Genomic DNA, 24,081 nt, shown 5'->3' with positions numbered 1-24,081 from the left:
GCCCGGGGCCGCCGCGGGGGAGCGGGGGTGACCGCGACACCGGTTGGGCCACAAGAGTGGCGAGTGTCATCCTGCCATCCGTCACGGACAGTCCGCGCACGGTACCGGATTTGACGATCTTGCGATCATCGCCATGTTTGCGGGCGACGGAGAGTCAGGTCAACCGGTGCCCGGAAAGGCAGGCCCGGCGGCCCCGGTGGAACCGCCGGCGGGCCCTGCGGGTCTTCCCGTAGGGGATGTCCCCCAACCCGGGCGAACGCCCTGCCGGTCGACCCAAAAACGTGAACGGGCCCCGTTAGAGTGGCCGGAAACACGGGCCCGGCAGGCTCACCGCACCGGCGGAGGAGCCGCCCGCGCGGGCGGCACGGCGAGGAGTGCGACAGGTGCGGCCAGTCGGGAGCAAGTATCTGCTGGAGGAGACCCTCGGACGAGGGGCCACCGGCACCGTCTGGCGCGGCCAGGTCCGTGCCGACGTCGAAGTCCCCGGTACCGCGCCCGGGCAGCAGGTGGCGATCAAGATCCTGCGCGAGGAGCTCGCCGCCGACCCCGATGTCGTGATGCGGTTCCTGCGCGAGCGCTCGCTGCTGCTGCGGCTCACCCACCCGAACATCGTCAAGGTCCGCGACCTGGTCGTCGAGGGCGAGCTGCTGGCCCTGGTGATGGACCTCGTCGACGGCCCCGACCTGGCCCGCTACCTGCGCCAGAACGGTCCGTTCAGCCCGATCGCGGGCGCCCTGCTGATGGCCCAGGTCGCCGACGCGCTGGCCGCCAGCCACGACGACGGCATCGTCCACCGCGACCTCAAGCCGGCCAATGTGCTGCTCGCCACCGCCGTCGTCGAGGGCACCGAGCAGATGCACCCGATGCTGACCGACTTCGGCATCGCCCGGCTCGCCGACTCCCCGGGCATCACCCGCAGCCACGAGTTCGTCGGCACCCCCGCCTATGTCGCGCCGGAGTCCGCCGAGGGCCGCCCGCAGACCTCCGCGGTGGACGTCTACGGCGCCGGGATCATGCTGTACGAGCTGGTCACCGGACGCCAGCCGTTCCAGGGCGACAACCCGCTGGCGATCCTCCAGGCGCACCTCGCCCAGGAGCCGCAGCGGCCGTCCACCATGCCCGAGCCGCTCTGGACGGTGATCGAGCGCTGCCTGCGCAAGGACCCGGCGCAGCGGCCCGGCGCGGTCTCGCTCTCCCGCGCGCTGCGGGTGGTCGCGGCGGGGGTGGGCGTGCACGCCTCCCCGGCGGCGGTGGACGCGGCGCTGGCCGTGGGCGCGCTGCTCGTGCCCGATCCGCAGCCGACCGTGGTGCCCGGCAACGCGGACGCCGCGGGCCAGGGCCCGCTGGGCGGTCCGGGCGTGGCCGGCCTGCCGTTCGGCGCCGAGGACCGCACCCAGGTGCTCCCGGCCGGCCAGGCTGCTCCCGGCCGGCCGGGCCAGGGGTACGACCCGGCGGCGGCCACCCGGGTGATGGACACCCAGCCGCCCCCGTACGACCCCGCGGCCGCGACCCGGGTGATGCCGCCCGCCGCGGTGCCGCCGCCCCCGGCCGGGCCGCCGCAGGCCGACGCGCCGCACCCGTGGCAGTCCCAGCTGCGGGCCGCCCGGGACCGCAACCAGCAGACCGAGATCGGCTACTTCGAGCCCGAGGACTTCGAGGCCCCGCCGGTCGCCCCGCCGCCCTTCCAGGCCGGGCAGGGGCACCAGCAGCAGGGCCACCAGGGCTACCCGCAGCAGCCGGGCCACCCCCAGCAGCCGGGGTACCGGCCGCCGCAGGGCTACCAGCAGGGCTACCCGCAGCCGGGCCAGCAGCAGGGCCAGCCGCCGCAGGGCTACCAGCAGCCGGGCCGGCCGCCCCAGGGCGGCGGCCACCACCAGGCCCCGCCCGGCTACGCCCAGCGCCCGCCGGTCGCCCCGCCGCCGTACCGGAGCGGACCGGGCGGGCAGCCGCCCGCCGGCTACAACCAGCCGTCGCAGCAGGGCCAGGGCCAGCCGTACGGGCAGCAGCCCCCGCCGGCCCCCGCGCCGTCGCAGCCGGACCCGCGCCGGGCGGCCGCGGCTCCTGCTGCCCCGCCGCGCCGGGCCGAGCCGCCCGCGCCGCAGCACCGCGAGCCCCCGCAGCGCCGCGCCGAGCCGCCGCGCGAGGCGCCCCGTGAGACGCCGCGCCGCGAGCCGCGCCCGCGCAGCCGCAACAGGATGTACATCCCGGGCCTGGGCTGTCTCAAGGGCTGCCTGATGGTGCTGCTGGTGCTCGCGGTGGCCGCGGTGGCGCTGTGGAACTTCACCCCGCTCCCCGAGTACTGGGCCAACGTCCAGGACTGGTTCACCAGCGCGAAGGACTGGGTGACCGACGTCTTCGACTCGAACAGATGACGGTGCCGCGGTGACGGCGGGGCGGCATCGGGGCCCGGTACCGGCTCCGGTCGGTGGAATTGACGTTTTGTCGACACTTCCCGGGAATTCTTGCCTTTTCCCGCCTGCCGAGCGGCCTCGGGCGGCCCGCGAAGGGTGTCCGGGCGCGTAGGTTGGTCGCTGTTGTCCCGCCCCACCGAGTGCACCGGACCCGCCCGGGGCGCTCCCGCCGCCCACGGAGCAGCATTGGCACGCAAGATCGGCAGCCGCTACACCGTCCACCAGGTGATCGGCCGGGGCTCGGCCGGGACGGTCTGGCTCGGCGAGGGCCCGGACGGTCCGGTCGCGGTCAAGCTGCTCCGCGAGGACCTGGCCGCCGACCAGGTGCTGGTCGGGCGCTTCGTCCAGGAACGCGCCGCGCTGACCAGCCTCGACCACCCCCGGGTGGTCGGCGTGCGCGACATGGTGGTGGACGGCAGCGACCTCGCCCTGGTGATGGAACTCGTCCAGGGCACCGACCTGCGCTCCCGGCTGGAGCGCGACGGCGCACTGCCCCCGCAGGCCGCCGCCTCGATCATCGCGGACGTCGCCGACGGCCTGGCCGCCGCCCACGCGGCCGGAATCGTGCACCGCGACGTCAAGCCGGAGAACGTCCTGCTCGACCTGGCCGCCGCCCCGGGGCCCGGCGGCTCCCCGCGGGCCAAGCTGACCGACTTCGGGGTGGCCCGGCTGGTCGACGCCCCCCGCCGCACCCGGGCGACCAGGATCATCGGCACCCCCGACTACCTCGCCCCCGAGATCATCGAGGGCCTGGAGCCGCGCGCCGCCGTCGACATCTACGCCCTCGCCACCGTGCTCTACGAGCTGCTGGCCGGCTTCACCCCGTTCGGCGGCGGCCACACCGGGGCGGTGCTGCGCCGGCACGTCACCGAGCAGGTGCCGCCGATCCCCGGCCTGCCCGACGGCCTGTGGCGGATCATCGCCGAGTGCCTGGCCAAGGCCCCGGCCTCGCGGCTGCGCGCCGCCGAGCTGGCGGCCCGGCTGCGCGAGCAGCTGCCCGCGCTGGCCGGACTGCCGGTGCTGGCCGTCCCGCAGCAGGGCCGGGCACCGGTCGAGGAGCAGCTGACCCCGGGCGAGGCGGTGTACGCCGAGGTGGACGCCGCCCCCGGCACCCACAAGCGCCGCCGCGGCCCGGCCGTCCCGCTGGTGCCGGGCGCCGCCCCGGACTCCACCCGGGACACCCACACCAGCCTGCGCCGCCCCTCCGCGCACGAGCTGGCCTCCTACGCGGCGGAGTCGCGGGCCCAGCGGACCGCCCCGGGCACGGCCCACCGCCGCGACCGCCAGGCGCTGCTGCGCCGCCGCCGGATGCTGGCCGTGCTGCTGGCCACGATCCTGCTGCTGGCCGGGGCCGCGGCGGCCTGGACCGCCTTCGCCGCGACCGCCCCGGACGCCGGTCCCGGCCCGCGCCCGGCCACCTCCGCGACGGCTCCGCGGGCTCCCTGACCGGCGCCGTCCGCGCCCCGGGCGGCCGCCCCGACGGCGTACTCCGGGCCTCGGAGGCCCCCGGGGTCGTCATGTGCACCCCGGGAACCATTACTCTGGGGGCGTGGCAGCCGTCGATCCTTCCGAAGAGCTCAAGAACCTCGATACGACCATGGGGTCGATCGAGGCCGTCCTCGACCTGGACAAGATCCGGGCCGACATCGCGGTCCTGGAGGAGGAGGCAGCGGCCCCCACCCTGTGGGACGACGTCGCGAACGCACAGAAGGTGACCAGCAGGCTCTCCTTCCTCCAGGGCGAACTGCGCCGGGTCGAGAGCCTCCGCAGCCGCATCGACGACCTGGGCGTCCTGTTCGAGCTGGCCGAGGCCGAGAACGACGCGGACACCCGCGCCGAGGCCGAGGTCGAGCTGACGGCCGTCGCCAAGGCGGTCGAGGAGCTGGAGGTCCGCACCCTCCTGTCGGGCGAGTACGACGCCCGCGAGGCGCTGATCAACATCCGCGCCGAGGCCGGTGGCGTGGACGCCGCCGACTTCGCCGAGCAGCTGATGCGCATGTACCTGCGCTGGGCCGAGCGGCACGGGTACCCGACCGAGGTCTACGACACCTCGTACGCGGAGGAGGCCGGCATCAAGTCCGCGACCTTCACCGTGAAGGCCCCCTACGCCTACGGCACCCTCTCGGTCGAGCAGGGCACCCACCGCCTGGTCCGCATCTCGCCCTTCGACAACCAGGGCCGCCGGCAGACCTCGTTCGCCGGCGTCGAGGTGCTCCCGGTCGTCGAGCAGTCCGACCACGTCGACATCGACGAGTCGGAGCTGCGCATCGACGTCTACCGCGCCTCCGGCCCCGGCGGCCAGGGCGTCAACACCACCGACTCGGCGGTGCGCATCACGCACATCCCGACCGGCGTGGTGGTCTCCTGCCAGAACGAGCGCTCGCAGATCCAGAACAAGGCGTCCGCGATGAACGTCCTCCAGGCCAAGCTGCTGGAGCGGCGCCGCCAGGAGGAGCGGGCCGCGATGGACGCGCTCAAGGACAGCGGCAGCTCCTGGGGCAACCAGATGCGCTCCTACGTGCTGCACCCGTACCAGATGGTCAAGGACGTCCGGACCGCGTTCGAGGCCGGCAACCCGCAGGCCGTGCTGGACGGCGACATCGACGGCTTCATCGAGGCCGGCATCCGCTGGCGCAAGCAGCGTGAGGCCGCCGCGCAGTAGTCGATACGGGAAAGGCCCCGACCGGAACTCCGGTCGGGGCCTTTCCCGTATGTAGGTGTACCGCTGTGCAGGTGTCCGGGTACCGCCGGTACCTTCCTCAGGCCAGTGCCTGCCGCGCGAGCAGCACCACCGCGAGCAGCCCTGCCAGTACGGCCAGCAGCATCGCGGGGGAGAGCGCGGCGAACGGACCCTGCTGCTCCTGCAGCCTGGCCCGGGTGGCCCGGCAGGCGGGGCAGCGGCCCTCGCTGACGCGGCCGTTGCAGTTGGCGCACACCAGATGGTCGCAGGTCATGCGATCTCCTCCTCGCTGCTACTGCCAACGCACCGGAGCGGGCCTTGGTTCCTTGTTGTGCCCTGTGCGGCGGAGCGGTCGGGCCCGACCGCAACCTCCACTCTGCCAGGTTCCGGCGATTCCGGCCCCCGGGCTGTGAGATGGCTCCCAATTTTCAGGGCATAACCGGGCATTCTCCCCCAGTTTTCTGCCGCTGTCACGCCCTGAACCTGCGGGCCGGGCGGGCCTTCGCGTATGGTCCCAAGCCGGGAGCGGCCGTTCCGCTCCCCTCGCCCGCCCCGGGCCGGGCATGCCGGGGGGCGGACCGACCGAGGAATGGCGCCGCCTAGGATGGCCTCCGTGATGCAGCCGTGATCAGATTCGACAACGTCTCCAAGACCTATCCCAAGCAGAACCGTCCCGCCCTGGACAACGTCTCGCTGGAGATCGAGAAGGGTGAGTTCGTCTTCCTGGTCGGCTCGTCCGGCTCGGGGAAGTCCACCTTCCTGCGGCTGTGCCTGCGCGAGGAGCGGCCCAGTACCGGCGAGGTGCACGTCCTGGGCAAGGACCTGGGCAAGCTGTCCAACTGGAAGGTGCCGCACATGCGCCGCCAGCTGGGCACCGTCTTCCAGGACTTCCGGCTGCTGCCGAACAAGACCGTCGCGCAGAACGTCGCGTTCGCGCTGGAGGTCATCGGGAAGCCGAAGAGCGCCATCGGCAAGGTGGTGCCCGAGGTGCTCGACCTGGTCGGCCTCGGCGGCAAGGAGGACCGGATGCCCGGCGAGCTGTCCGGTGGTGAGCAGCAGCGCGTCGCGATCGCCCGGGCGTTCGTCAACCGCCCGATGCTGCTGATCGCGGACGAGCCCACCGGCAACCTCGACCCGCAGAACTCGGTCGGCATCATGAAGCTGCTCGACCGCATCAACCGCACCGGCACCACGGTGCTGATGGCCACCCACGACCAGGCCATCGTCGACCAGATGCGCAAGCGCGTCATCGAGCTCGACAAGGGGCTGCTGGTCCGCGACCAGGCCCGCGGCGTCTACGGGTACCAGCACTGACCGCTCGGCGCTGAACCCGTGGGCCGTCCGCCCGCCTCCTCCGACCAGCAGTACCGACCCTGGAGTTGTTGAACGCATGCGCGCCCAGTTCGTCCTGTCGGAGATCGGTGTGGGTCTCCGCCGCAACCTGACGATGACCATCGCGGTCGTCGTCAGTGTCGCGCTTTCCCTCGCCCTCGCCGGTGCCTCCCTCCTGGTCCGCGACCAGGTCAACTCCATGAAGGGGTACTGGTACGACAAGGTCGAGGTGAGCATCTACTTCTGCACCAAGGCCGACGCCCGGAACTCGCCCCAGTGCGACAAGGGCGCGGCCACGGACCAGCAGATCGCCGACATCAAGACCCAGCTGGACAAGATGGACTCGGTGGTCCAGACCTCGACCTTCGAGAACTCCACCGAGGCGTACAAGCACTGGAAGGAGATGAACCCGGACAACCCGCTCATCTCTGTCCTCGGCCCGGACGCCATCCCGCAGTCCTGGCGGGTCAAGCTGAAGGACCCGACCAAGTACGACGTCATCCAGAGCGCCTTCGCCGGCAAGCCGGGCGTCAAGTCGGTCGAGGACCAGCGGAAGATCCTGGAGAACCTCTTCGGCCTGCTGAACGGCCTCCAGACGGCGGCCTTCGTGATCATGGTGCTGATGCTCTTCGTCGCCCTGCTGCTGATCGTCAACACCGTCCGGGTGTCGGCGTTCAGCAGGCGGCGCGAAACCGGCATCATGCGCCTGGTCGGCGCCTCCAACTTCTATGTGCAGATGCCGTTCATCGCGGAGGCCGCGTTCTCCGCGCTGCTCGGCGCGGTGATGGCCTCCGGCCTGCTGCTCGGCGGGCACTTCTTCGTCCAGAACTGGCTGGCCGAGCGGGTGCAGTTCATCCACTTCATCGGCCTCTCCTCGGTGCTCGCGGTGATCCCGCTGCTGGTCGTGGTGGGTATGGGCATGGCCGGCATCGCGGCCTTCTTCACCCTCCGCAAGTACCTGAAGGTCTGACCGGACCGCGCTCCGGACGACCGGGCGGCCCCGGACGGCACTGCGCCGTCCGGGGCCGCCCGCGTTCCGCCGCCGTCCGTTCCGCCCCTCCCGGTTCCGGCCTGCGCCTAGACTCCGGTGCCATGCCCGTCTCTCCCCGTGCGACCCGTCAGGCGGCCACCCTCGGCCTGGTGTTCGGCGTGGTCCTGCTGGCCGGGGCCGCCACCGGCGCCTGGGGCGAGCAGGACGCGGCGGCCCGCCCGCCGTCGGTGGACACCGCCCAGGCCGTGGCCGCGCCCCTCGGGGCCGGCCAGGACCCGGCCGGCGCGAACCTCTCCGAGCAGCAGGCCGAGCATCTGATCGGCGCCACCGGGGACCGCTGGGGCGCGTACTACAGCGCCCAGGAGTACGCCGAGTTCAGCCAGGGCCTGGACGGCCGCTACCTGGGCGTGGGCCTGTCGGTCGGCCGGGGCGAGGACGGCGTCACCACCGTCTCCCAGGTGCTGCCCGCCGGTCCGGCGGCCGCCGCCGGGATCGCGGTCGGCGACCGGCTGCTGCGGATCGGCGAGGACGAGGCCGACCGGCTGCCGGTCACCGAGGTGGTCGCCCGGCTGCGCGGACGCGAGGGCGCCGAGCGGCAGGCGGGCTCGGAGGTGGTGCTGGAGCTGCGGCGGGGCGAGGACGGGGTCCGCGAGGTCCGGCTGCGCCGGGCGCTGCTGGACAGCCAGCAGGTGACCGTCGAGCACCTGGCCGGAGGCGTGGTGCGGATCGCCGTCCGGGCCTTCACCTCCGGCGTGGCCGAGCAGGTGCGCGCCGCCGTGCGCGGCGCGCGCGCCGGGGTGGTGCTCGACCTGCGCGGCAACTCCGGCGGACTGGTCGAGGAGGCCGTCGGCACCGCCGGGGTCTTCCTGGACGGCGGCCCGGTCGGCTCCTACCAGGACCGCGGCGGCACCCGCGAGCTCACCGCCCCGCCCGGCGGCGACCAGCGCAGCCCGCTGGTGGTGCTGGTGGACGGCGGCACCATGAGCGCCGCCGAACTGCTCACCGGCGCCCTCCAGGACCGGGGCCGGGCCGTGGTGGCCGGCGCCAGGACCTTCGGCAAGGGCACCGTGCAGCAGCCCAGCCGGCTCGCCGACGGCGCCGTGCTGGAACTCACCGTCGGCCGCTACTACACCCCGGCCGGACGCTCCCCGGAGGGCGCCGGGCTGGCCCCGGACGTCCCGGCGGACGCCGCGGAGGACGCGGACGCGCTCGCCCTGCGGGTGCTCGCCGGTCTCGGCAGCCGTACGTAAAGGGGCTGCTGGAAGACGGCCGGAGGTGCGAGAATGACGGCGCTATGGCAAAGGAAACCGGACACAAGCTGATCGCGCAGAACAAGAAGGCGCGACACGAGTACACCATCCTCGACACCTACGAGTGCGGCCTCGTGCTCACCGGGACCGAGGTGAAGTCACTGCGCGAGGGGCGGGCGAACCTGGTCGACGGCTACGCCTACATCCAGAACCACGAGGCGTGGATCGACAACGTCTTCATCCCCGAGTACACCCAGGGGACGTGGACCAACCACGCGGCCCGGCGCAAGCGCAAGCTGCTGCTGCACCGGATGGAGATCCAGAAGATCGAGACGAAGGTCCGCGACGCCGGCCACACCCTCGTCCCGCTCTCGCTGTACTTCAAGGACGGCCGGGTGAAGCTCGAACTGGCCCTCGCGGTCGGCAAGAAGCTCTACGACAAGCGGCAGACCCTGCGCGAGAAGCAGGACACCCGCGAGACGGCGCGCGCCGTGGCGGCCGCCCGGCGGCGCCAGAGTTAATCGGCTGGACCCCCGCTGGTCGCCTCGCGTAGGATGGCGCCAGCAACAAGGACGGTCACCGTCCGCGCTGTTTCTCAAAAAAACATGGGGATGATCGGTTTCGACAGGGGATGTTGAAACAGGGGAAGCGAGCCGAGGAACGCGGCAATGATCTCGTTAACCACGTGTCGCAAAAAAATAATCGCCAACTCTAAGCGCGATTCCCAGCAGTTCGCTCTCGCTGCCTAATTAAGCACCGATAGCGCTTGGGTGTCAGACCGGGGAGTTCCCGACCCGGACCCTGGCATAATCTAGGGAACTCAACCGTCCACCCGGGCTGCGGGGGTGGAGGGGAAATCAAACAGCAGCTGGGCCTGTTGGCGGCTTGTCCGCGTGACTGCCAGGGCCGAGAAAAGCACAGCGGACTGCGCTCGGAGAAGCCCTGAATTAACTCCACTGGACCCGGGTTCGATTCCCGGCATCTCCACCACCCCATGTTCACAGTGAAGGCCGTCCACCGCGTTGCGGAGGGCGGCCTTCACGTTTCCCCCGGCCTGGGCGTAGGATCGTCCGTCCGCTCGTTTCCCGGAGCGGGATTCCGCCGCAACCACCGAGGCCATGCAGAGCAACACGGACACCACTGCCACCGACCACGAGACCGTGCGCGCGCGCGAGATCGCCGGTGAGCAACGCCACCTCGACACCGTCTACCACCGTCTGGAGGAGAAGCTCGCCGAGGCCGAGTACATCCTCGAGGACGCCGCCAAGCGGGTGCACGTCGGTACTCCGGGCGCGCTCGCCGAGCGCGATGCCCAGGTCTACCGGGCCGGCGCGCATCTCCAGCGGCTCAACAACGAGTTCGAGGACTTCCTGTTCGGCCGGGTCGACCTCCAGCAGGCCGATGCCCCGGAGGAGCACGGCATCCCCTCGAACACCCCGCTCGACCCCGCCGACCCGGCCGTCGCCGAGAGCCTGCACATCGGCCGGCTCGGCGTGCTGGACGCCGAGTTCGGCCCGCTGGTGATCGACTGGCGGGCGCCCGCCGCCGCGCCGTTCTACCGGTCCACCCCGCTGGAGCCCGGCCGGGTCCTCCGGCGCCGGGTGATCCGCTCCAAGGGCCGCAAGGTGATCGGGGTCGAGGACGACCTGCTCCGCCCCGACCTCACCCCGACCCTCGACGGCGAGGAACTGCCGGTGGTCGGCGACGGCGCGCTGATGGCCTCGCTCGGACGCGCCCGCAGCCATTCGATGCGCGACATCGTCTCCTCCATCCAGAAGGAGCAGGACGAGGTCATCCGCGCCGCCGCGGCCGGGGCCACCCTGGTCACCGGCGGCCCCGGCACCGGCAAGACGGCCGTCGCGCTGCACCGCGCCGCCTTCCTGCTCTACCAGGACCGCCGCCGGTACGCCGGGGGCATCCTGGTGGTCTCGCCGACCCCGCTGCTGGTCTCCTACACCGAGGGCGTGCTGCCCTCGCTCGGCGAGGAGGGCCAGGTCGCCATCCGCGCGGTCGGCTCGCTGGTCGACGGCATCGAGGCCGGCACCTACGACACTCCGCGGGCGGCCCGGATCAAGGGCTCGGCCCGGATGGTCCAGCTGCTGCGCCGGGCCGCCAGGGCGACCCTGGAGCTGCGCGCCCCGCAGGAGCTCAAGGTGGTCGCCCGCGGCGAGGTGCTGCGGCTGGACGCGGGCCGGCTCAGGACCGTGCGCGGCAATGTCGTCGGCTCCGGCGGCACCCCGCTCAACCTGCTCCGCCCGCGGGCCCGCCGGCTGCTGCTGGACGCGCTCTGGCAGGAGGCCGTCCGCGACCTGCCCAGGCCGGCCGACCACTACGCCCGGGAGCGGCGCCAGGAGGAGAAGGAGGCCTTCGACGAGTACGTCTCGGACGAGGCGCCGTTCCTGGCCTTCCTGGACGCCTGGTGGCCCGCGGTCACCCCGCGCCGGGTGCTCGGGACCCTGAAGCAGTCCCGGCACACCAACCGGATCGCCCGCGGCGCGATCACGCCGGAGGAGTCGAAGGTGCTGGCCGCCTCCTGGCGGCACCTGTCCGAGCACGGCGAGGGCGAGCTGTCGGCGCACGACGTGGCGCTGGTGGACGAGCTCCAGCTGCTGCTCGGCGAGCCGGCCAGGCCGAAGTTCCGCGAGGTCGACGCGGCGGACCTGCTGACCGGCCTGGACGAGGTCACCACCTTCGCCGACCGGAACGCCCGGCAGCGGGAGGTGCCGGCCGAGCGCACCGAGTACGCCCATGTGATCGTGGACGAGTCGCAGGACCTCACCCCGATGCAGTGGCGGATGATCGGCCGCCGGGCCCGGACGGCCACCTGGACCATCGTCGGCGACCCGGCGCAGTCCTCCTGGCCGTTCCCGCAGGAGGCCCAGGCCGCGCTGGACGAGGTGCTGTCCGGCAAGCCGCGCCGCCGCTACACGCTGACCGTGAACTACCGGAACCCGGCCGAGATCGCCGAGGTGGCGGCCAAGGTGCTGGCGCTGGCCGCGCCGGGCACCCCGTCGCCGAGCGCGGTGCGGCACGTGGGCGTCGAGCCGAGGTTCGCGGCCGTCACCGACCCCTCGCCGGAGGTCTTCGGCGCGGCAGCCCGGGCCGAACTGGAGCTGCTGCTGGGCGAGGTGGACGGCACGGTGGCCCTGGTGGTGCCGATGGACCGGCGGGCCGAGGCGGCCCGCTGGACCGAGGGGCTGGGCGAGCGGGTGGTGACCCTGGGCAGCCTGGAGGCCAAGGGCCTGGAGTACGACGCGACCGTGGTGGCCGACCCGACCGGGATCGCCGGCGAGTCGGAGGCGGGCCTGCGGGTGCTGTACGTGGCGCTCACCCGGGCGACCCAGCGGCTGACCGTGCTGTCCGGGCCGGACGACCTGCCCGACGCGGCCGGGACGCCCGCGCTGCTGCGCGGCTGAGCGCGCCGCCGTCCGCCCGAGCGGGCGTCTGACGGAGTGTGACGGCCGGCCCGCCCGGACCGGCCGTCACCGGGCCGCCGGACCGCTGCACGGGGACGGTGGCGGAGCACCGCAGGAGCACGAAGAAGGCCCCTCACCCGGTGGGTGAGGGGCCTTCAGAAGCTACGACACCGACCCGCCATGCTCGCCTCGCGGCAAGTGGTCCCTCGAAGGGACGAAGGTTGGGCCCGGGGGCTTGGATCGAGCCGGTGTCCCGTCCAATGTAACGCATCGGGCGCCGGAGGCAAGAAGTTGTCGGGTCCGCACACTCAATGAACGTTATTTCTGACTACGCCCTGGTAGGTGCGACGATCGAGGTCTAGCATGCGCAGGCGAGGGACTTCAACAAACTGTTGAACTCGCGGACGGACAGACGGAAGAAGGAACGTCGATGGCGACGGTGCCCAGTGTCTCCAACTCGATCACGGTGCGGCTGGAGGTCCCGGCCACGGGCAACGCCGTCAGCGCGATCACCACGGCGGTGGAGTCCTCCGGCGGCTCGGTGACCGGCCTCGACGTCACGGCCTCCGGCCTGGAGGCGCTCCGGATCGACGTGACCGTGGCCGCCGCCTCGGTGGCGCACGGCGAGGAGATCGTCGAGAAGCTCCGGACCATCGACGGCGTCACGATCGGCAAGGTCTCGGACCGAACCTTCCTGATGCACCTCGGCGGCAAGATCGAGATGTCCTCGAAGCTGCCGATCCGCAACCGTGACGACCTCTCGATGATCTACACCCCGGGTGTCGCCCGGGTCTGCATGGCGATCGCCGAGAACCCCGAGGACGCCCGCCGCCTCACCATCAAGCGCAACAGCGTCGCCGTGGTCACCGACGGCTCCGCGGTGCTGGGCCTGGGGAACATCGGTCCGGCCGCCGCGCTGCCGGTCATGGAGGGCAAGGCGGCCCTGTTCAAGCGCTTCGCCGGGATCGACGCCTGGCCGATCTGCCTGGACACTCAGGACACCGACGAGATCGTGGCCATCGTCAAGGCGATCGCCCCGGGCTTCGCCGGCATCAACCTGGAGGACATCTCCGCGCCGCGCTGCTTCGAGATCGAGGCCCGGCTGCGCGAGGCCCTGGACATCCCGGTCTTCCACGACGACCAGCACGGCACCGCGATCGTGGTGCTGGCGGCGCTGATGAACGCGCTCAAGGTGGTCGGCAAGGAGATCTCCGAGATCCGGGTGGTGATGTCGGGCGCCGGCGCCGCCGGCACCGCGATCCTCAAGCTGCTGATGGCGGCGGGCGTCGAGCACGCCACCGTGGCGGACGTGCGGGGCGTGGTCCACCAGGGCCGCGACGACCTCAACGACAACCTGCGCTGGATCGCCGACCACACCAACCGCTCGGGCCGCACCGGCAGCCTCAAGGAGGCCGTGGCGGGCGCCGACGTCTTCATCGGCGTCTCGGCCCCGAACCTGCTGGACGGCGAGGACCTGGCCACCATGGCCGGGGACGCGATCGTCTTCGCGCTGGCCAACCCGGACCCGGAGGTCGACCCGGCGGTGGCCCGGCAGACCGCCGCGGTGGTCGCCACCGGCCGCAGCGACTTCCCGAACCAGATCAACAACGTGCTGGTCTTCCCGGGCGTCTTCCGCGGCCTGCTGGACGCCCAGAGCCGCACCGTCAATACCGAGATGATGATCGCCGCCGCCCGGGCGCTGGCCGCCACCGTCGGTGACGACGAGCGCAACCCGAACTACATCATCCCCAGCGTGTTCCACAAGGACGTGGCCAAGACCGTGGCCGCCGCCGTTCGGGACGCCGCCCTGGCCGCCGCCTCGGAGGCGCCCGCGCCGTCCCGTCCGACCCCGGGCATCGTCGGCACGCTCGACACCGCGTCCTTCCCCGCTGTGCGGCTCTGACCTCGGAATCCTTCGACGGGCCCCTGCGCCGGGCCCGGCATCCGGCTTCCGCGGCGCTGCCCGCGCGGTGACGTGGATCGATCAAATGACCGATTAACGGTCGTACCCGCCCATTCCCGCCCCGAACCCTTGCGACACAAGGGCGAGGGGCGTGTTTGGGCTTGTCGGACCTAGGGCGTACGGTAGCCCTGCACGGGGCAGGCGTGTCCGACAAGTACGGAACGTCCCCCTGGTCTTCCGGCGCGTCGTCCCGACCGCCGCCCGCGCCCGGTCCGCCGGAGCCGACGGAGCGTCACACCTCCGGCGGGCGGGCGCTGTTCGGGTCGTTCCGCCGGGGCCCGATTGGCTTTCTCGGGGCCGGTCGGGGCAGGATTCGTATCCGGGCAGGCAGGCGGGCCTTCGAAGGCACGGCGCGCGGCACTGGGTGCGGACCCGGCCCGCGACCACGCATTGCCTGCATGAGCACAGTGTGCGGACCCGCGGCCCATCGGGGTGCCTCCCGTTGGGAGTACCGACGGGCCCCGGCACACCGCAAGCGAACAGACCACAGGAGTACACATGAACCGCAGTGAGCTGGTGGCCGCGCTGTCCGAGCGCGCCGAGGTGACCCGCAAGGACGCCGACGCCGTTCTGGCCGCCTTCGCCGAGATCGTCGGCGAGGTCGTCGCCAAGGGCGACGAGAAGGTCACCATCCCCGGTTTCCTGACCTTCGAGCGCACCCACCGCGCGGCCCGCACCGCCCGCAACCCGCAGACCGGCGAGCCGATCCAGATCCCCGAGGGCTACAGCGCCAAGGTGAGCGCCGGCTCCAAGCTGAAGGAAGCCGCCAAGGGCGTCTGAACAACCCCTTGAACGCCCGGGAGGCCGGGTCCCCCTCGTGGGGACCCGGCCTCCTGCCGTTGTCCGGGGGCCCCGGCGGCCCCGGAGGGCCGCCGGACGCACCGGTCAGGCGTCGACGAGCTCGCTGCTCGGCTCGCCGGCGGCCACCGCGGGCAGCTCGCCCGGCAGCTCGACGTGGGCGCCGAGGTCGCGCAGCTTGTCCATGAAGTTCTCGTAGCCGCGGTTGATCAGGTCGATGCCGTGCACGGTCGAGGTGCCCTCGGCCGCCAGCGCCGCGATCAGGTACGAGAAGCCGCCGCGCAGGTCCGGGATGACCAGCTCGGAGCCGATCAGCTTGGACGGGCCGGAGACCACCGCGGAGTGCTGGAAGTTCCGGGCGCCGAAGCGGCACGGGGTCGCGCCCAGGCACTCGCGGTAGAGCTGGATGTGCGCGCCCATCTGGTTCAGCGCGCCGGTGAAGCCCAGCCGCGACTCGTACACCGTCTCGTGGACGATGGACAGGCCGGTGGCCTGGGTCAGCGCGACGACCAGCGGCTGCTGCCAGTCGGTCTGGAAGCCGGGGTGCACGTCGGTCTCCAGGGCGATCGCCTTGAGCTCGCCGCCCGGGTGCCAGAAGCGGATGCCCTCGTCGTCCACCTCGAAGGCGCCGCCGACCTTCCGGAAGGTGTTGAGGAAGGTCATCATCTCCAGCTGGCGGGCGCCGCGGACGTAGATGTCGCCCCTGGTGGCCAGCGCCGCGCAGGCCCAGGAGGCGGCCTCCAGCCGGTCCGGCAGCGCCCGGTGGTTGTAGCCGCCCAGCTCGTCGACACCGGTGATGAGAATGGTGCGGTCGGTGCCCAGGGTGATGATCGCGCCCATCTTCTGCAGCACGCAGATCAGGTCGACGATCTCCGGCTCGATGGCCGCGTTGCGCAGCTCGGTGACGCCCTCGGCGAGGACGGCGGTGAGCAGCACCTGCTCGGTCGCGCCGACCGACGGGTAGGGCAGCTCGATCCTGGTGCCGCGCAGCCGCTGCTGGGCGACCAGGTAGGTGCCCTGCGGGTGCTTCTCGATGGTGGCGCCGAACTGGCGCAGCACCTCGAAGTGGAAGTCGACCGGACGGCCGCCGATGTCGCAGCCGCCCAGGCCCGGGATGAAGGCGTGGCCGAGGCGGTGCAGCAGCGGGCCGCAGAAGAGGATCGGGATGCGCGAGGAGCCGGCGTGCGCGTCGATGTCGGCGACGTTGGCGCTCTCCACGTGCGAGGGGTCGAGGATCAGCTCGCCGTCCTCGTCGCCGGTGCGCACGGTCACGCCGTGGAGCTGCAGCAGGCCGCGGACCACCTTGACGTCGCGGATGTCCGGGACGTTGCGCAGTCTGCTGGGGCCCTGGCCGAGCAGGGCCGCGACCATGGCCTTGGGGACCAGGTTCTTCGCACCGCGGACGCGGATCTCGCCTTCGAGCGGGTTTCCGCCGTGGACCAGCAGGACGTCGTCGGTCATCGTTCTCGCAATCCGGGGTGCCAGAGGAGTGGGGCGGGCTCGGCGACGAGCCAGGCGGTGGAGCATTTCACGGGCGCGTCGGGCCCCCGGTGTGACCGAGTCGGCACCGTGGAGGGGCGTCCACCATCAGTAGATGGTAGTGGTCGTGCCGATGGTTCCTGTGAGCCTCTCCCGTGATGGTGCTCTCCCCGGGCCCGGGGGGCGCGCCGGTGCGTCCGTACGGGTGTTCGTGGCGGGCGGGGCCGGGTGGCCGCGGCGGTCGCCGTTTCGGGTGCCGCCGGCGGGGGTTCTGCGGGATCATGTGAGGCATGACGGCGGCCCATTCGCACGGAGGCCGGTCCCACACCGGCCGACTGCTCGTCGCGACGCCCGTGCTCACCGACCCGAACTTCGCCCGGGCGGTGGTGCTCCTCCTCGACCACGACGTCGAGGGGGCGCTCGGTGTCGTGCTGAACCGGCCGACGCCGGTCGAGGTCGGCAGTGTGCTGGACGGCTGGGGGGTGCTGGTCGGCCTGCCCGCGGTGGTGTTCCAGGGCGGGCCGGTGGCGCTGGACTCGGCGCTCGGCCTGGCGGTGGCGCCGGGGGAGCCGGGCACCGGGGAGCCGCTCGGCTGGCGCCGGGTGCACGGCGCGATCGGCCTGGTGGACCTGGAGGCGCCGCCCGAGGTGCTGGCCGGGGAGCTCGGGGCGCTGCGGATCTTCGCCGGCTACGCGGGCTGGGCGCCCGGGCAGCTGGAGTCGGAGATCTCCACCGGCGCCTGGTACCTGGTGGACTGCGAGCCCGGGGACATCTCCAGCCCGGAGCCGGAGCGGCTGTGGCGCGCGGTGCTGCGGCGCCAGCGCGGGCCGCTGGCGCTGCTGGCGACCTATCCGGACGATCCGACCCTGAACTGAATCCGGCTCGGAATCGAAGGTGCGCCGTCACGGCGGCGCCGCGACACTGGCCCGCTTCTCCGGGGCGCCCATAGACTTGGCACTCATGAGCACTCTTGAGCCCGAGCGCGGCCTCGGCACCGGCACCCTGGTCGAGCCCGTCCCGCAGGTGTCCCACGGGGACGGCGACCACGAGCGCTTCGCGCACTACGTCCAGAAGGACAAGATCATGGAGAGCGCGCTCTCCGGGTCCCCCGTGGTGGCGCTCTGCGGCAAGGTGTGGGTGCCCGGCCGCGACCCGAAGAAGTACCCGGTCTGTCCGATGTGCAAGGAGATCTACGACGGCATCGGCAAGCCGCAGGACGGGGACGGCGACAAGGGCAAGTAGCCTGCGTCCCCCTCGTTCCGCACACCACCGTTTTGCATGGTGCCGCGTTTCCCGAGTGGTCTATGCCACTGGTCGGGGTCGGGGCAGGATGGCGCAATGGACCTCATCCCTGCCCCCGTGAGTTCCGTCCGTCTCCCGGACCAGGACTTCCCGCTCGACCGGACGACCACCCTGACCGCGCCGCCCGAGCTGGCCGGGGCCGAACGGTGGCTGCGTTCCTCGCTGACCGCCGCCACCGGCCTGCCGCTTGCCCCGGGGCGGCCCGGCGAGGGCGTCGAACTGCTCCTCGACCCGGCGCTCCCCGGTGAGGCGTACCGGCTCTCGGTGCGCCCCGGCCACGCGGTGATCACCGCCGGCGGTCCGGCCGGCGCGCTCTGGGGCGCCCAGACGCTGCGCCGGCTGCTCGGCCCGGACGCCTACCGGCGCGCGCCGCTGCGACCGTCCGGCTGGGTGCTGCCCGGCGTCGATCTCACGGACGCGCCGAGGTTCGGCTGGCGCGGGGCGCTGCTGGACGTCGCCCGGCACTTCCTGCCCAAGTCCGACGTGCTGCGCTTCGTCGACCAGCTGTCGGCGCACAAGCTCAATGTGCTGCACCTGCACCTGACCGACGACCAGGGCTGGCGGGTGGAGATCAAGCGCTACCCCGGGCTCACCGAGCGGGCGTCCTGGCGCGAGCGCTCGATGGTCGGCTACCGGTCCGCCGGGCGCCGTGACGACCGCCCGCACGGCGGCTTCTACACCCAGGACGACCTGCGCGAGATCGTCGCCTACGCGGCCGAACGGGCCGTCACGGTGGTGCCCGAGATCGACCTGCCGGGCCACACCCAGGCCGCCGTCGCCGCCTACCCCGAGCTGGGCAACACCGATGTGGTGGACACCGGGGCGCTCGGGGTGTGGACCGACTGGGGGGTCAGCCACAACGTGCTCAACCCCTCCGAGGCCACCCTGCGGTTCTTCGAGGGCGTGCTGGAGGAGGTCCTGGAGATCTTCCCGTCCGAGTTCGTCCACCTCGGCGGCGACGAGTGTCCGAAGGAGCAGTGGAAGGACAGCGCGGCCGCGCAGGCGCGGATCCGCGAGCTGGGCCTGAGCAACGAGGACGAGCTGCAGAGCCACATCATCCGGCACTTCGACCGCTGGCTGGCCGAGCGCGGCCGCCGGCTGATCGGCTGGGACGAGATCCTGGAGGGCGGCCTCGCCCCGGGCGCCGCCGTGTCCTCCTGGCGCGGCTACGGCGGCGGGATGGCCGCCGCGCAGGCCGGGCACGACGTGGTGATGTGCCCCGAGCAGCACGTCTACCTGGACCACCGGCAGGCGCCGGGGGAGCAGGAGCCGATCCCGGTCGGCTTCGTGCGCACCCTGGAGGACGTCTACCGGTTCGAGCCGGTGCCGGCCCAGCTCGACGAGGAGGCGGCGCGCAGGGTGATCGGCACCCAGGCGAACCTGTGGAGCGAGTTCATGGACAGCGCCCGGGACATCGACTACCGGGCCTTCCCCCGGCTCGCGGCCTTCGCCGAGGTCGCCTGGTCCGCGCTGCCCGCGGACCCGGCCGCCCGCGACTTCGCCGGCTTCGAACAGCGGCTGGCCGGCCATCTGGAGGTGCTGGACGCGCTCGGCGTCGAGTACCGCCCGGCCGGCGGGCCGCACCCGTGGCAGACCCGGCCGGGAGTGCAGGGCCGGCCGATCGACGGACCCCCGCCGGCGGTCTGAACCGGACGGCCGCGGGAACTTCCGGGCGGTCGTCGGACGTCAAGAACAGATGAACATCCGTCCCGGTCCGAACCGGACCGGGGCGGATACCGCCCGGTATCGGTCCCAATCGGGCAGTACCGTTCGCCTGTCCCGAAATGATCATCGAGCATTGTGTGCCAGAGTTGCCCAACCCGGCCCGATCGCCCGTACCCTACGGGCCAGGCCGGGCTGCCGGAGCGGACACCCCGGTCCAGGGGCCGCGGGCGGCAGGCGATCGATGAGCAAGTGGAGCACGGTGGGACCCAGGTGAACCGGACGATCATGCTGCCGGCCTCCCTCGACGAGGCCGTCGAAGCGCTGGCCGCTCACCCGGCCGCGGTGCCGGTGGCCGGCGCCACCGACCTGATGGAGGCCGTCAACGCCGGACGCCTCCGCCCCGCCTCGCTGGTCGGCCTCGGCCGGATCACCGAACTCCGCGGCTGGCGCTACGAGGACGGCGGCACCGCGGTCCTCGGCGCCGGGCTGACCCACGCCCGGATGGACCGCCCGGACTTCGCCGCCCTGATCCCCGCGCTCGCCGACGCCGCCCGCACCGCCGGCCCCCCGCAGGTCCGCAACGTCGGCACCCTCGGCGGCAACATCGCCACCGCCGCCCCGGCCGGGGACACCCTGCCGGTGCTCGCGGCGCTGGAGGCCAGCGTCACCCTGGCCCGGGCCGGCGCCACCCGCGAGGTCCCGGTCAGCCACCTGTTGACCGGTCTCGACCCGCTGCGGCCCGGCGAACTGCTCACCTGGGTACGGGTCCCGCTGCTGCACGCCCCGCAGGTCTTCCTCAAGGCCACCGGCCGCAGCGGCCCGGCCCGCGCCACCGCCTCCGTCGCCCTCGTCCTGGACCCGGCCCGGCGCGCCGTCCGCTGCGCCGTCGGCGCCGTCGCCCCGGTGCCGCTGCGGCCCCTGGAGGCCGAGGCCTGGGTGGCGGGCTGCATCGACTGGGACGGTTCGCGGGAGATCGACCCCGCCGCGACCGCCGCCTTCGGCGAGTACGTGGCCGCGGCCTGCGTCCCCGACGGCTACGGCGCGGAGGGCGCCTGGGAGGCCGTCACCGAGGGGCCGAGCGCGGCCGCCGTCCGTCTGCGGCGTACCGTAGCGGTGCTGGCCCGCCGGGCACTGGGAAGGGCGCTCAAGTGACCACAGACCACCCCATCGAGGCCCTGGACGCGGGGCTGCTCGACCACGCGCACGACCACGCGCCGCAGGTCAGCCGGGAGCTGCGGCCGACCACCTCGTACACCCTGCGGGTCAACGGCTTCGAACGGCCCGTCACGGACGCCTGGATCGGCGAGAGCCTGCTCTACGTGCTGCGCGAGCGGCTGGGCCTGGCCGGCGCCAAGGACGGCTGCGAGCAGGGCGAGTGCGGGGCCTGCTCGGTGCAGGTCGACGGCCAGCTGGTGGCCGGCTGCCTGGTGCCCGCCGCGCTCGCCCAGGACAGCGAGATCAACACCGTCGAGGGCCTGTCGGCCGGCGGCGGCGCCAGCGACGTCCAGCAGGCACTGGCCGAGTCCGGCGCGGTGCAGTGCGGCTACTGCGTGCCCGGCCTGGCGATGGCCGTGCACGACCTGCTCCAGCGCAACCACCGGCCCACCGAGGTCGAGGCGCGCCAGGCGCTGTGCGGCAACCTCTGCCGGTGCACCGGCTACCGGGGCGCGCTGGCCGCCGTGCAGACCGTCGCCGACGCGCGCGCGGCGGTGGCCGGGGCCGCGGAGGCGGCCGCCGAGGAGGCCGCGGCCACCCCGGCGGACCGGACCACCGCACCCGCCGCGGCCGTCCCCGAGCCGGTGCCCGCGGCCGCCCCCGCCGACCCCGGACCCCGGACCGCCGACCTCCCGGTCTACACCGAGGACACCTGGATCGAGCACGTCCCGCAGCCGCGCGCCGAGCAGGCCGGCACCCCGGTCGGCACCGGCACGGGGTACGGCGCCCCGGACGGGCACGGCGGGTCCGACGGACAGGCTGCTCCCGACCGGCACACCGCTCCCGGCGCCCCTGACGGCCGGGGGGGCTACGACGGGCAGGGCGGCTACGACAGCGGGGTGTACGACACCGCCGTGCTGGCCCCGGTCCGGGACGTCCCGGCGCAGCAGACCGACGGGTCCGGGTTCTACCCCGCCCAGGGCTACCCCGAGCAGCAGCCGTACCCCGGCGCGACTCCGGCGCACGGCACCTACCTGCCCGGGACCGGCTACCCCGACCAGGGCGGTTACCCGCAGCAGTCCGGCTACGACACCGCCTCGGCGTACGACGGCCCGGTCTACGAGACCCCCGCCACCCCCGCGCACGGCACGCCGTACGACCCCGCACCCCCGCACGGCGTCCCGGCCGAGGGCACCGCCCAGGCCGGCGTCCCGTACGGCGCCACCCCCGCCCACGGCATCCGGCTCCCCGAGGACGACCACGCATCATGACGTCGCCTACCGACATCGGCGCAGCACTCCAGCAGGACGGCGACGCGGGCGGCGCGACGGAGCCGTTCGGGCTGGGCAGCTCCCCGCTGCGCAGCGACGCCCTGCCCAAGGCGCTCGGCATCTACCCGTACGCCGCCGACCTGTGGGCCGAGGGCCTGCTGTGGGGCGCGGTGCTGCGCTCCCCGCACCCGCACGCCCGGATCCTCGGCATCGACACCTCGGCCGCGCTGGCCCTGCCCGGTGTGCACGCGGTGGTCACGGCCACCGACCTGCCGGCCGGTCCGGACGGCAGCCCGGACGGCGCGCCGTCCGGACCGATCGTCGCCGACCGCCCGGTGCTGGCCGCCGGGGTGGTCCGCCACCACGGCGAGCCGGTGGCCGCGGTCGCCGCCGACCACCCCGACACCGCCCGGCTCGCGGTCGGTCTGATCGTCGTCGAGTACGAGCCACTGGAGGCCGTCACCGACCCCGAGCAGGCCTTCACCGCCCCGCCGCTGCACCCGGACGGCAACCTCTTCCGCCATCTGCCGCTGCGCACCGGCGACCCGGAGGCGGCCGGCGAGATCATCGTCGAGGGCCTGTACCAGGTGGGCCGGCAGGACCCGGCCCCGCTCGGCGCCGAGGCCGGCCTGGCCGTGCCGCGCCCGGACGGCGGGGTCGAGCTGCACCTCTCCTCCACCGACCCGCACGGCGACCGGGACCGCACCGCCGCCTGCCTGGGCCTGGAGCCGGACCGGGTCCGGCTGGTGGTCACCGGCGTTCCCGGCGCCACCTCCGACCGCGAGGACCTCTCCTTCCAGGTCACCCTGGCGCTGCTGGCGCTGCGCACCGGCCGCCCGGTGAAGATGACGCTCACCCGCGAGGAGTCCTTCCACACCCACACCTCGCGCCACCCGGCGCTGCTGCGCTACCGCCACCACGCGGACGCCGACGGCACGCTGGTGAAGGTCGAGGCGCAGATCCTGCTGGACGGCGGCGCCTACGCGGACGTCTCGGCCGAGGCGCTGGCCGCCGCCACCGCCTTCTCGGTCGGCCCGTACAACTGCCCCAACGTCTTCGTGGACGCCTGGGCGGTGCGCACCAACAACCCGCCGGCCGGCCGGATGCGCGGCGAGGGCGCGCTGCAGGCGTGCTTCGCCTACGAGTCGCAGCTGGACCAGCTGGCCGCCCGGATCGGCGTGGACCCGGTGGAGGTCCGCCGGCGCAATGTGATGGCGACCGGGGACCCGCTGCCCACCGGACAGGCCGTCACCTGCCCGGCGCCGGTGACCGCGCTGCTGGACGCCGTGGCCGCGGAGCCGCTGCCGGCGCTGCCGGTGGACGACCCGGACGCCGAATGGCTGCTGCCGGGCGGGCCCGGCGGCGCGGGCGACCCGGCCGCGGTGCGGCGGGGGATCGGCTACGCGCTGGGCATGGTGCACATGCTGGGCGCCGAGGGCGAGGACGAGGTCGCCACCGCGACGGTGCGGGTCAGCGGCGACCACGCCACGGTGATCTGCTCGGCCGTCGACGCCGGCCAGGGCTTCGCCACGCTGGCCCGGCAGATCGTGCAGAGCGTGCTGGGCGTCAGCGAGGTGTACATCGCGCCCGCCGACAGCGACCAGGCGGTGGCCGGGCCGTCGGCCCGGGGCCGGCACACCTGGGTGTCCGGCGGTGCGGTCGAGCGGGCCGCGCTGATGGTCCGCCACCAGCTGCTCCAGCCGATCGCCGCCGACTTCGGGATGTCGGTGGAGCTGCTGCAGATCGCCGAGGGCAAGATCACCTCGTACGACGGGGTGCTCGGCATGCCGGTGGCCGAGGCGCTGGAGGGCAAGGAGCTGTGGGCGACCGCGCAGTGCCGCCCGCACCCGACCGAGCCGCTGGACGAGGCCGGGCAGGGCGACGCCTTCGTCTCCATCGCGTTCTGCGCGATGCGCGCGGTGGTGGACGTGGACATCGAGCTGGGCGCGGTCCGGGTGGTCGAGGTGACGGTGGCCCAGGAGGTCGGCCGGGCGCTGAACCCGCGGCAGATCGAGGACCGGATCGAGGCGGGGGTCGCCCAGGGCGTCGGCCTGGCGCTGCTGGAGGACCTCCGCACCGAGGGCGGTCTGCTGGCCAACCCCTCGCTGACCGGCTACCGATTGCCGACCGCGCTGGACACCCCGGAGATCCGGGTCGCCGCCCTGCTGGAGGAGCGTGACGTGGTGGCTCCGTTCGGGGCCAAGGCGGTCAGCGCGGTGCCGGCCGTGACCGCGCCGGCGGCGGTGGCCGCGGCGGTCCGGGCCGCCACCGGCCTGCCGGTGGGCCGGCTGCCGATCCGCCCGGAGGACGCCGTCGCCGGCTGAGCCGGTGGCACCGGGTGATTCCGCAGGATCTGCGGAATTACCCG

18 protein-coding genes and 1 other RNA gene are annotated in these 24,081 nt (G+C 73.5%); 17 read left to right on the top strand and 2 right to left on the bottom strand.

Going from position 1 to position 24,081, the window contains the following annotated elements:
• Positions 1 to 383 precede the first annotated feature (383 nt).
• The 3 genes from ADK60_RS20965 (at position 384) to prfB (ending at position 5,073) form a co-directional block, all read left to right on the top strand.
• Entirely contained in the window at positions 384 to 2,372 is a 1,989-nt protein-coding gene (locus ADK60_RS20965) for a serine/threonine-protein kinase (RefSeq protein ID WP_053648050.1), read from the top strand.
• Between the two features lie 225 nt (positions 2,373 to 2,597).
• On the top strand, positions 2,598 to 3,857 hold the full coding sequence (locus ADK60_RS20960) for a serine/threonine-protein kinase (protein WP_045938707.1): 1,260 nt from the start codon (positions 2,598 to 2,600) through the stop codon (positions 3,855 to 3,857).
• A 103-nt stretch (positions 3,858 to 3,960) separates the two neighbouring features.
• Positions 3,961 to 5,073 carry a peptide chain release factor 2 gene (prfB, locus tag ADK60_RS20955; RefSeq protein WP_053648049.1) on the top strand — a complete coding sequence of 371 codons (1,113 nt, stop codon included), beginning with the start codon at positions 3,961 to 3,963 and terminating at the stop codon, positions 5,071 to 5,073.
• Between the two features lie 97 nt (positions 5,074 to 5,170).
• On the opposite strand, the gene ADK60_RS20950 is transcribed toward prfB, so the two are convergent.
• On the bottom strand, positions 5,171 to 5,365 hold the full coding sequence (locus ADK60_RS20950) for a hypothetical protein (RefSeq protein ID WP_045938705.1): 195 nt from the start codon (positions 5,363 to 5,365) through the stop codon (positions 5,171 to 5,173).
• 350 nt (positions 5,366 to 5,715) lie between these two features.
• Here ADK60_RS20950 and ftsE point away from each other — a divergent pair, with 350 nt between their 5' ends.
• The 8 genes from ftsE (at position 5,716) to ADK60_RS20915 (ending at position 14,823) form a co-directional block, all read left to right on the top strand.
• Positions 5,716 to 6,405, top strand: coding sequence for a cell division ATP-binding protein FtsE (gene ftsE, locus ADK60_RS20945; RefSeq protein ID WP_030394280.1), 690 nt, complete (start codon positions 5,716 to 5,718; stop codon positions 6,403 to 6,405).
• A gap of 76 nt (positions 6,406 to 6,481) precedes the next feature.
• Entirely contained in the window at positions 6,482 to 7,393 is a 912-nt protein-coding gene (ftsX, locus tag ADK60_RS20940; protein ID WP_030394279.1) for a permease-like cell division protein FtsX, read from the top strand.
• 122 nt (positions 7,394 to 7,515) lie between these two features.
• Positions 7,516 to 8,664: a S41 family peptidase gene (locus ADK60_RS20935; RefSeq protein ID WP_053648046.1), complete on the top strand. Its 1,149-nt coding sequence runs from the start codon at positions 7,516 to 7,518 to the stop codon at positions 8,662 to 8,664.
• A 44-nt stretch (positions 8,665 to 8,708) separates the two neighbouring features.
• Positions 8,709 to 9,185, top strand: a complete 477-nt coding sequence (gene smpB, locus ADK60_RS20930; protein WP_043474758.1) for an SsrA-binding protein SmpB — start codon at positions 8,709 to 8,711, stop codon at positions 9,183 to 9,185.
• A gap of 86 nt (positions 9,186 to 9,271) precedes the next feature.
• Positions 9,272 to 9,654, top strand: a transfer-messenger RNA (tmRNA) gene (ssrA, locus tag ADK60_RS41190).
• A gap of 128 nt (positions 9,655 to 9,782) precedes the next feature.
• Entirely contained in the window at positions 9,783 to 12,080 is a 2,298-nt protein-coding gene (locus tag ADK60_RS20925) for a HelD family protein (protein WP_045938703.1), read from the top strand.
• 430 nt (positions 12,081 to 12,510) lie between these two features.
• On the top strand, positions 12,511 to 13,983 hold the full coding sequence (locus tag ADK60_RS20920; RefSeq protein WP_053648044.1) for an NAD-dependent malic enzyme: 1,473 nt from the start codon (positions 12,511 to 12,513) through the stop codon (positions 13,981 to 13,983).
• Positions 13,984 to 14,541: 558 nt separating this feature from the next.
• The gene (locus ADK60_RS20915; RefSeq protein WP_045938702.1) at positions 14,542 to 14,823 is read left to right on the top strand and encodes an HU family DNA-binding protein; all 282 of its coding nucleotides are present in this window, start codon (positions 14,542 to 14,544) and stop codon (positions 14,821 to 14,823) included.
• Between the two features lie 105 nt (positions 14,824 to 14,928).
• On the opposite strand, the gene murA is transcribed toward ADK60_RS20915, so the two are convergent.
• Complete coding sequence (murA, locus tag ADK60_RS20910) at positions 14,929 to 16,302, bottom strand: UDP-N-acetylglucosamine 1-carboxyvinyltransferase (protein ID WP_053648042.1); 1,374 nt, start codon at positions 16,300 to 16,302, stop codon at positions 14,929 to 14,931.
• Positions 16,303 to 16,610: 308 nt separating this feature from the next.
• Between murA and ADK60_RS20905 the strand changes: the two genes are divergently transcribed.
• The 6 genes from ADK60_RS20905 to ADK60_RS20880 all read left to right on the top strand — a co-directional run bounded on the left by ADK60_RS20905 (position 16,611) and on the right by ADK60_RS20880 (position 24,037).
• The gene (locus ADK60_RS20905; protein ID WP_045938698.1) at positions 16,611 to 17,195 is read left to right on the top strand and encodes a YqgE/AlgH family protein; all 585 of its coding nucleotides are present in this window, start codon (positions 16,611 to 16,613) and stop codon (positions 17,193 to 17,195) included.
• A gap of 85 nt (positions 17,196 to 17,280) precedes the next feature.
• Complete coding sequence (locus ADK60_RS20900) at positions 17,281 to 17,562, top strand: DUF3039 domain-containing protein (protein WP_030394272.1); 282 nt, start codon at positions 17,281 to 17,283, stop codon at positions 17,560 to 17,562.
• Between the two features lie 96 nt (positions 17,563 to 17,658).
• Positions 17,659 to 19,269, top strand: a complete 1,611-nt coding sequence (locus ADK60_RS20895) for a beta-N-acetylhexosaminidase (protein ID WP_053648040.1) — start codon at positions 17,659 to 17,661, stop codon at positions 19,267 to 19,269.
• Positions 19,270 to 19,572: 303 nt separating this feature from the next.
• Positions 19,573 to 20,439 (top strand): FAD binding domain-containing protein, encoded by an 867-nt coding sequence (locus tag ADK60_RS46805; RefSeq protein ID WP_051742572.1) that lies wholly within the window; start codon positions 19,573 to 19,575, stop codon positions 20,437 to 20,439.
• Positions 20,436 to 21,713: a (2Fe-2S)-binding protein gene (locus ADK60_RS48465; RefSeq protein WP_502687440.1), complete on the top strand. Its 1,278-nt coding sequence runs from the start codon at positions 20,436 to 20,438 to the stop codon at positions 21,711 to 21,713. The genes ADK60_RS46805 and ADK60_RS48465 overlap by 4 nt, the downstream gene beginning before the upstream one ends.
• Positions 21,710 to 24,037: a xanthine dehydrogenase family protein molybdopterin-binding subunit gene (locus tag ADK60_RS20880; protein ID WP_078896275.1), complete on the top strand. Its 2,328-nt coding sequence runs from the start codon at positions 21,710 to 21,712 to the stop codon at positions 24,035 to 24,037. Before ADK60_RS48465 ends, ADK60_RS20880 begins: the two co-directional genes overlap by 4 nt.
• Positions 24,038 to 24,081: the final 44 nt, after the last annotated feature.

It is taken from the genome of Streptomyces sp. XY431 (assembly GCF_001279805.1).
In the GTDB taxonomy this organism is placed as follows: Bacteria; Actinomycetota; Actinomycetes; order Streptomycetales; family Streptomycetaceae; genus Kitasatospora; species Kitasatospora purpeofusca.
Note: the sequence above shows the minus strand (reverse complement) of the source record. Positions and strands in the feature narration are given on the sequence as shown.

Bases quoted from the DNA above. Each gene is read 5' to 3' on its own strand.
- ftsX (WP_030394279.1), top strand. From the start codon at position 6,482: ATGCGCGCCCAGTTCGTCCTGTCGGAGATCGGTGTGGGTCTCCGCCGC.
- ADK60_RS20925 (WP_045938703.1), top strand. From the start codon at position 9,783: ATGCAGAGCAACACGGACACCACTGCCACCGACCACGAGACCGTGCGC.
- murA (WP_053648042.1), bottom strand. From the start codon at position 16,302: ATGACCGACGACGTCCTGCTGGTCCACGGCGGAAACCCGCTCGAAGGC.
- ADK60_RS20935 (WP_053648046.1), top strand. From the start codon at position 7,516: ATGCCCGTCTCTCCCCGTGCGACCCGTCAGGCGGCCACCCTCGGCCTG.
- ADK60_RS20895 (WP_053648040.1), top strand. From the start codon at position 17,659: ATGGACCTCATCCCTGCCCCCGTGAGTTCCGTCCGTCTCCCGGACCAG.
- smpB (WP_043474758.1), top strand. From the start codon at position 8,709: ATGGCAAAGGAAACCGGACACAAGCTGATCGCGCAGAACAAGAAGGCG.
- ADK60_RS20880 (WP_078896275.1), top strand. From the start codon at position 21,710: ATGACGTCGCCTACCGACATCGGCGCAGCACTCCAGCAGGACGGCGAC.
- ADK60_RS20900 (WP_030394272.1), top strand. From the start codon at position 17,281: ATGAGCACTCTTGAGCCCGAGCGCGGCCTCGGCACCGGCACCCTGGTC.
- ADK60_RS20915 (WP_045938702.1), top strand. From the start codon at position 14,542: ATGAACCGCAGTGAGCTGGTGGCCGCGCTGTCCGAGCGCGCCGAGGTG.
- ADK60_RS20920 (WP_053648044.1), top strand. From the start codon at position 12,511: ATGGCGACGGTGCCCAGTGTCTCCAACTCGATCACGGTGCGGCTGGAG.
- ADK60_RS20950 (WP_045938705.1), bottom strand. From the start codon at position 5,365: ATGACCTGCGACCATCTGGTGTGCGCCAACTGCAACGGCCGCGTCAGC.
- ADK60_RS46805 (WP_051742572.1), top strand. From the start codon at position 19,573: ATGCTGCCGGCCTCCCTCGACGAGGCCGTCGAAGCGCTGGCCGCTCAC.
- ADK60_RS20905 (WP_045938698.1), top strand. From the start codon at position 16,611: ATGACGGCGGCCCATTCGCACGGAGGCCGGTCCCACACCGGCCGACTG.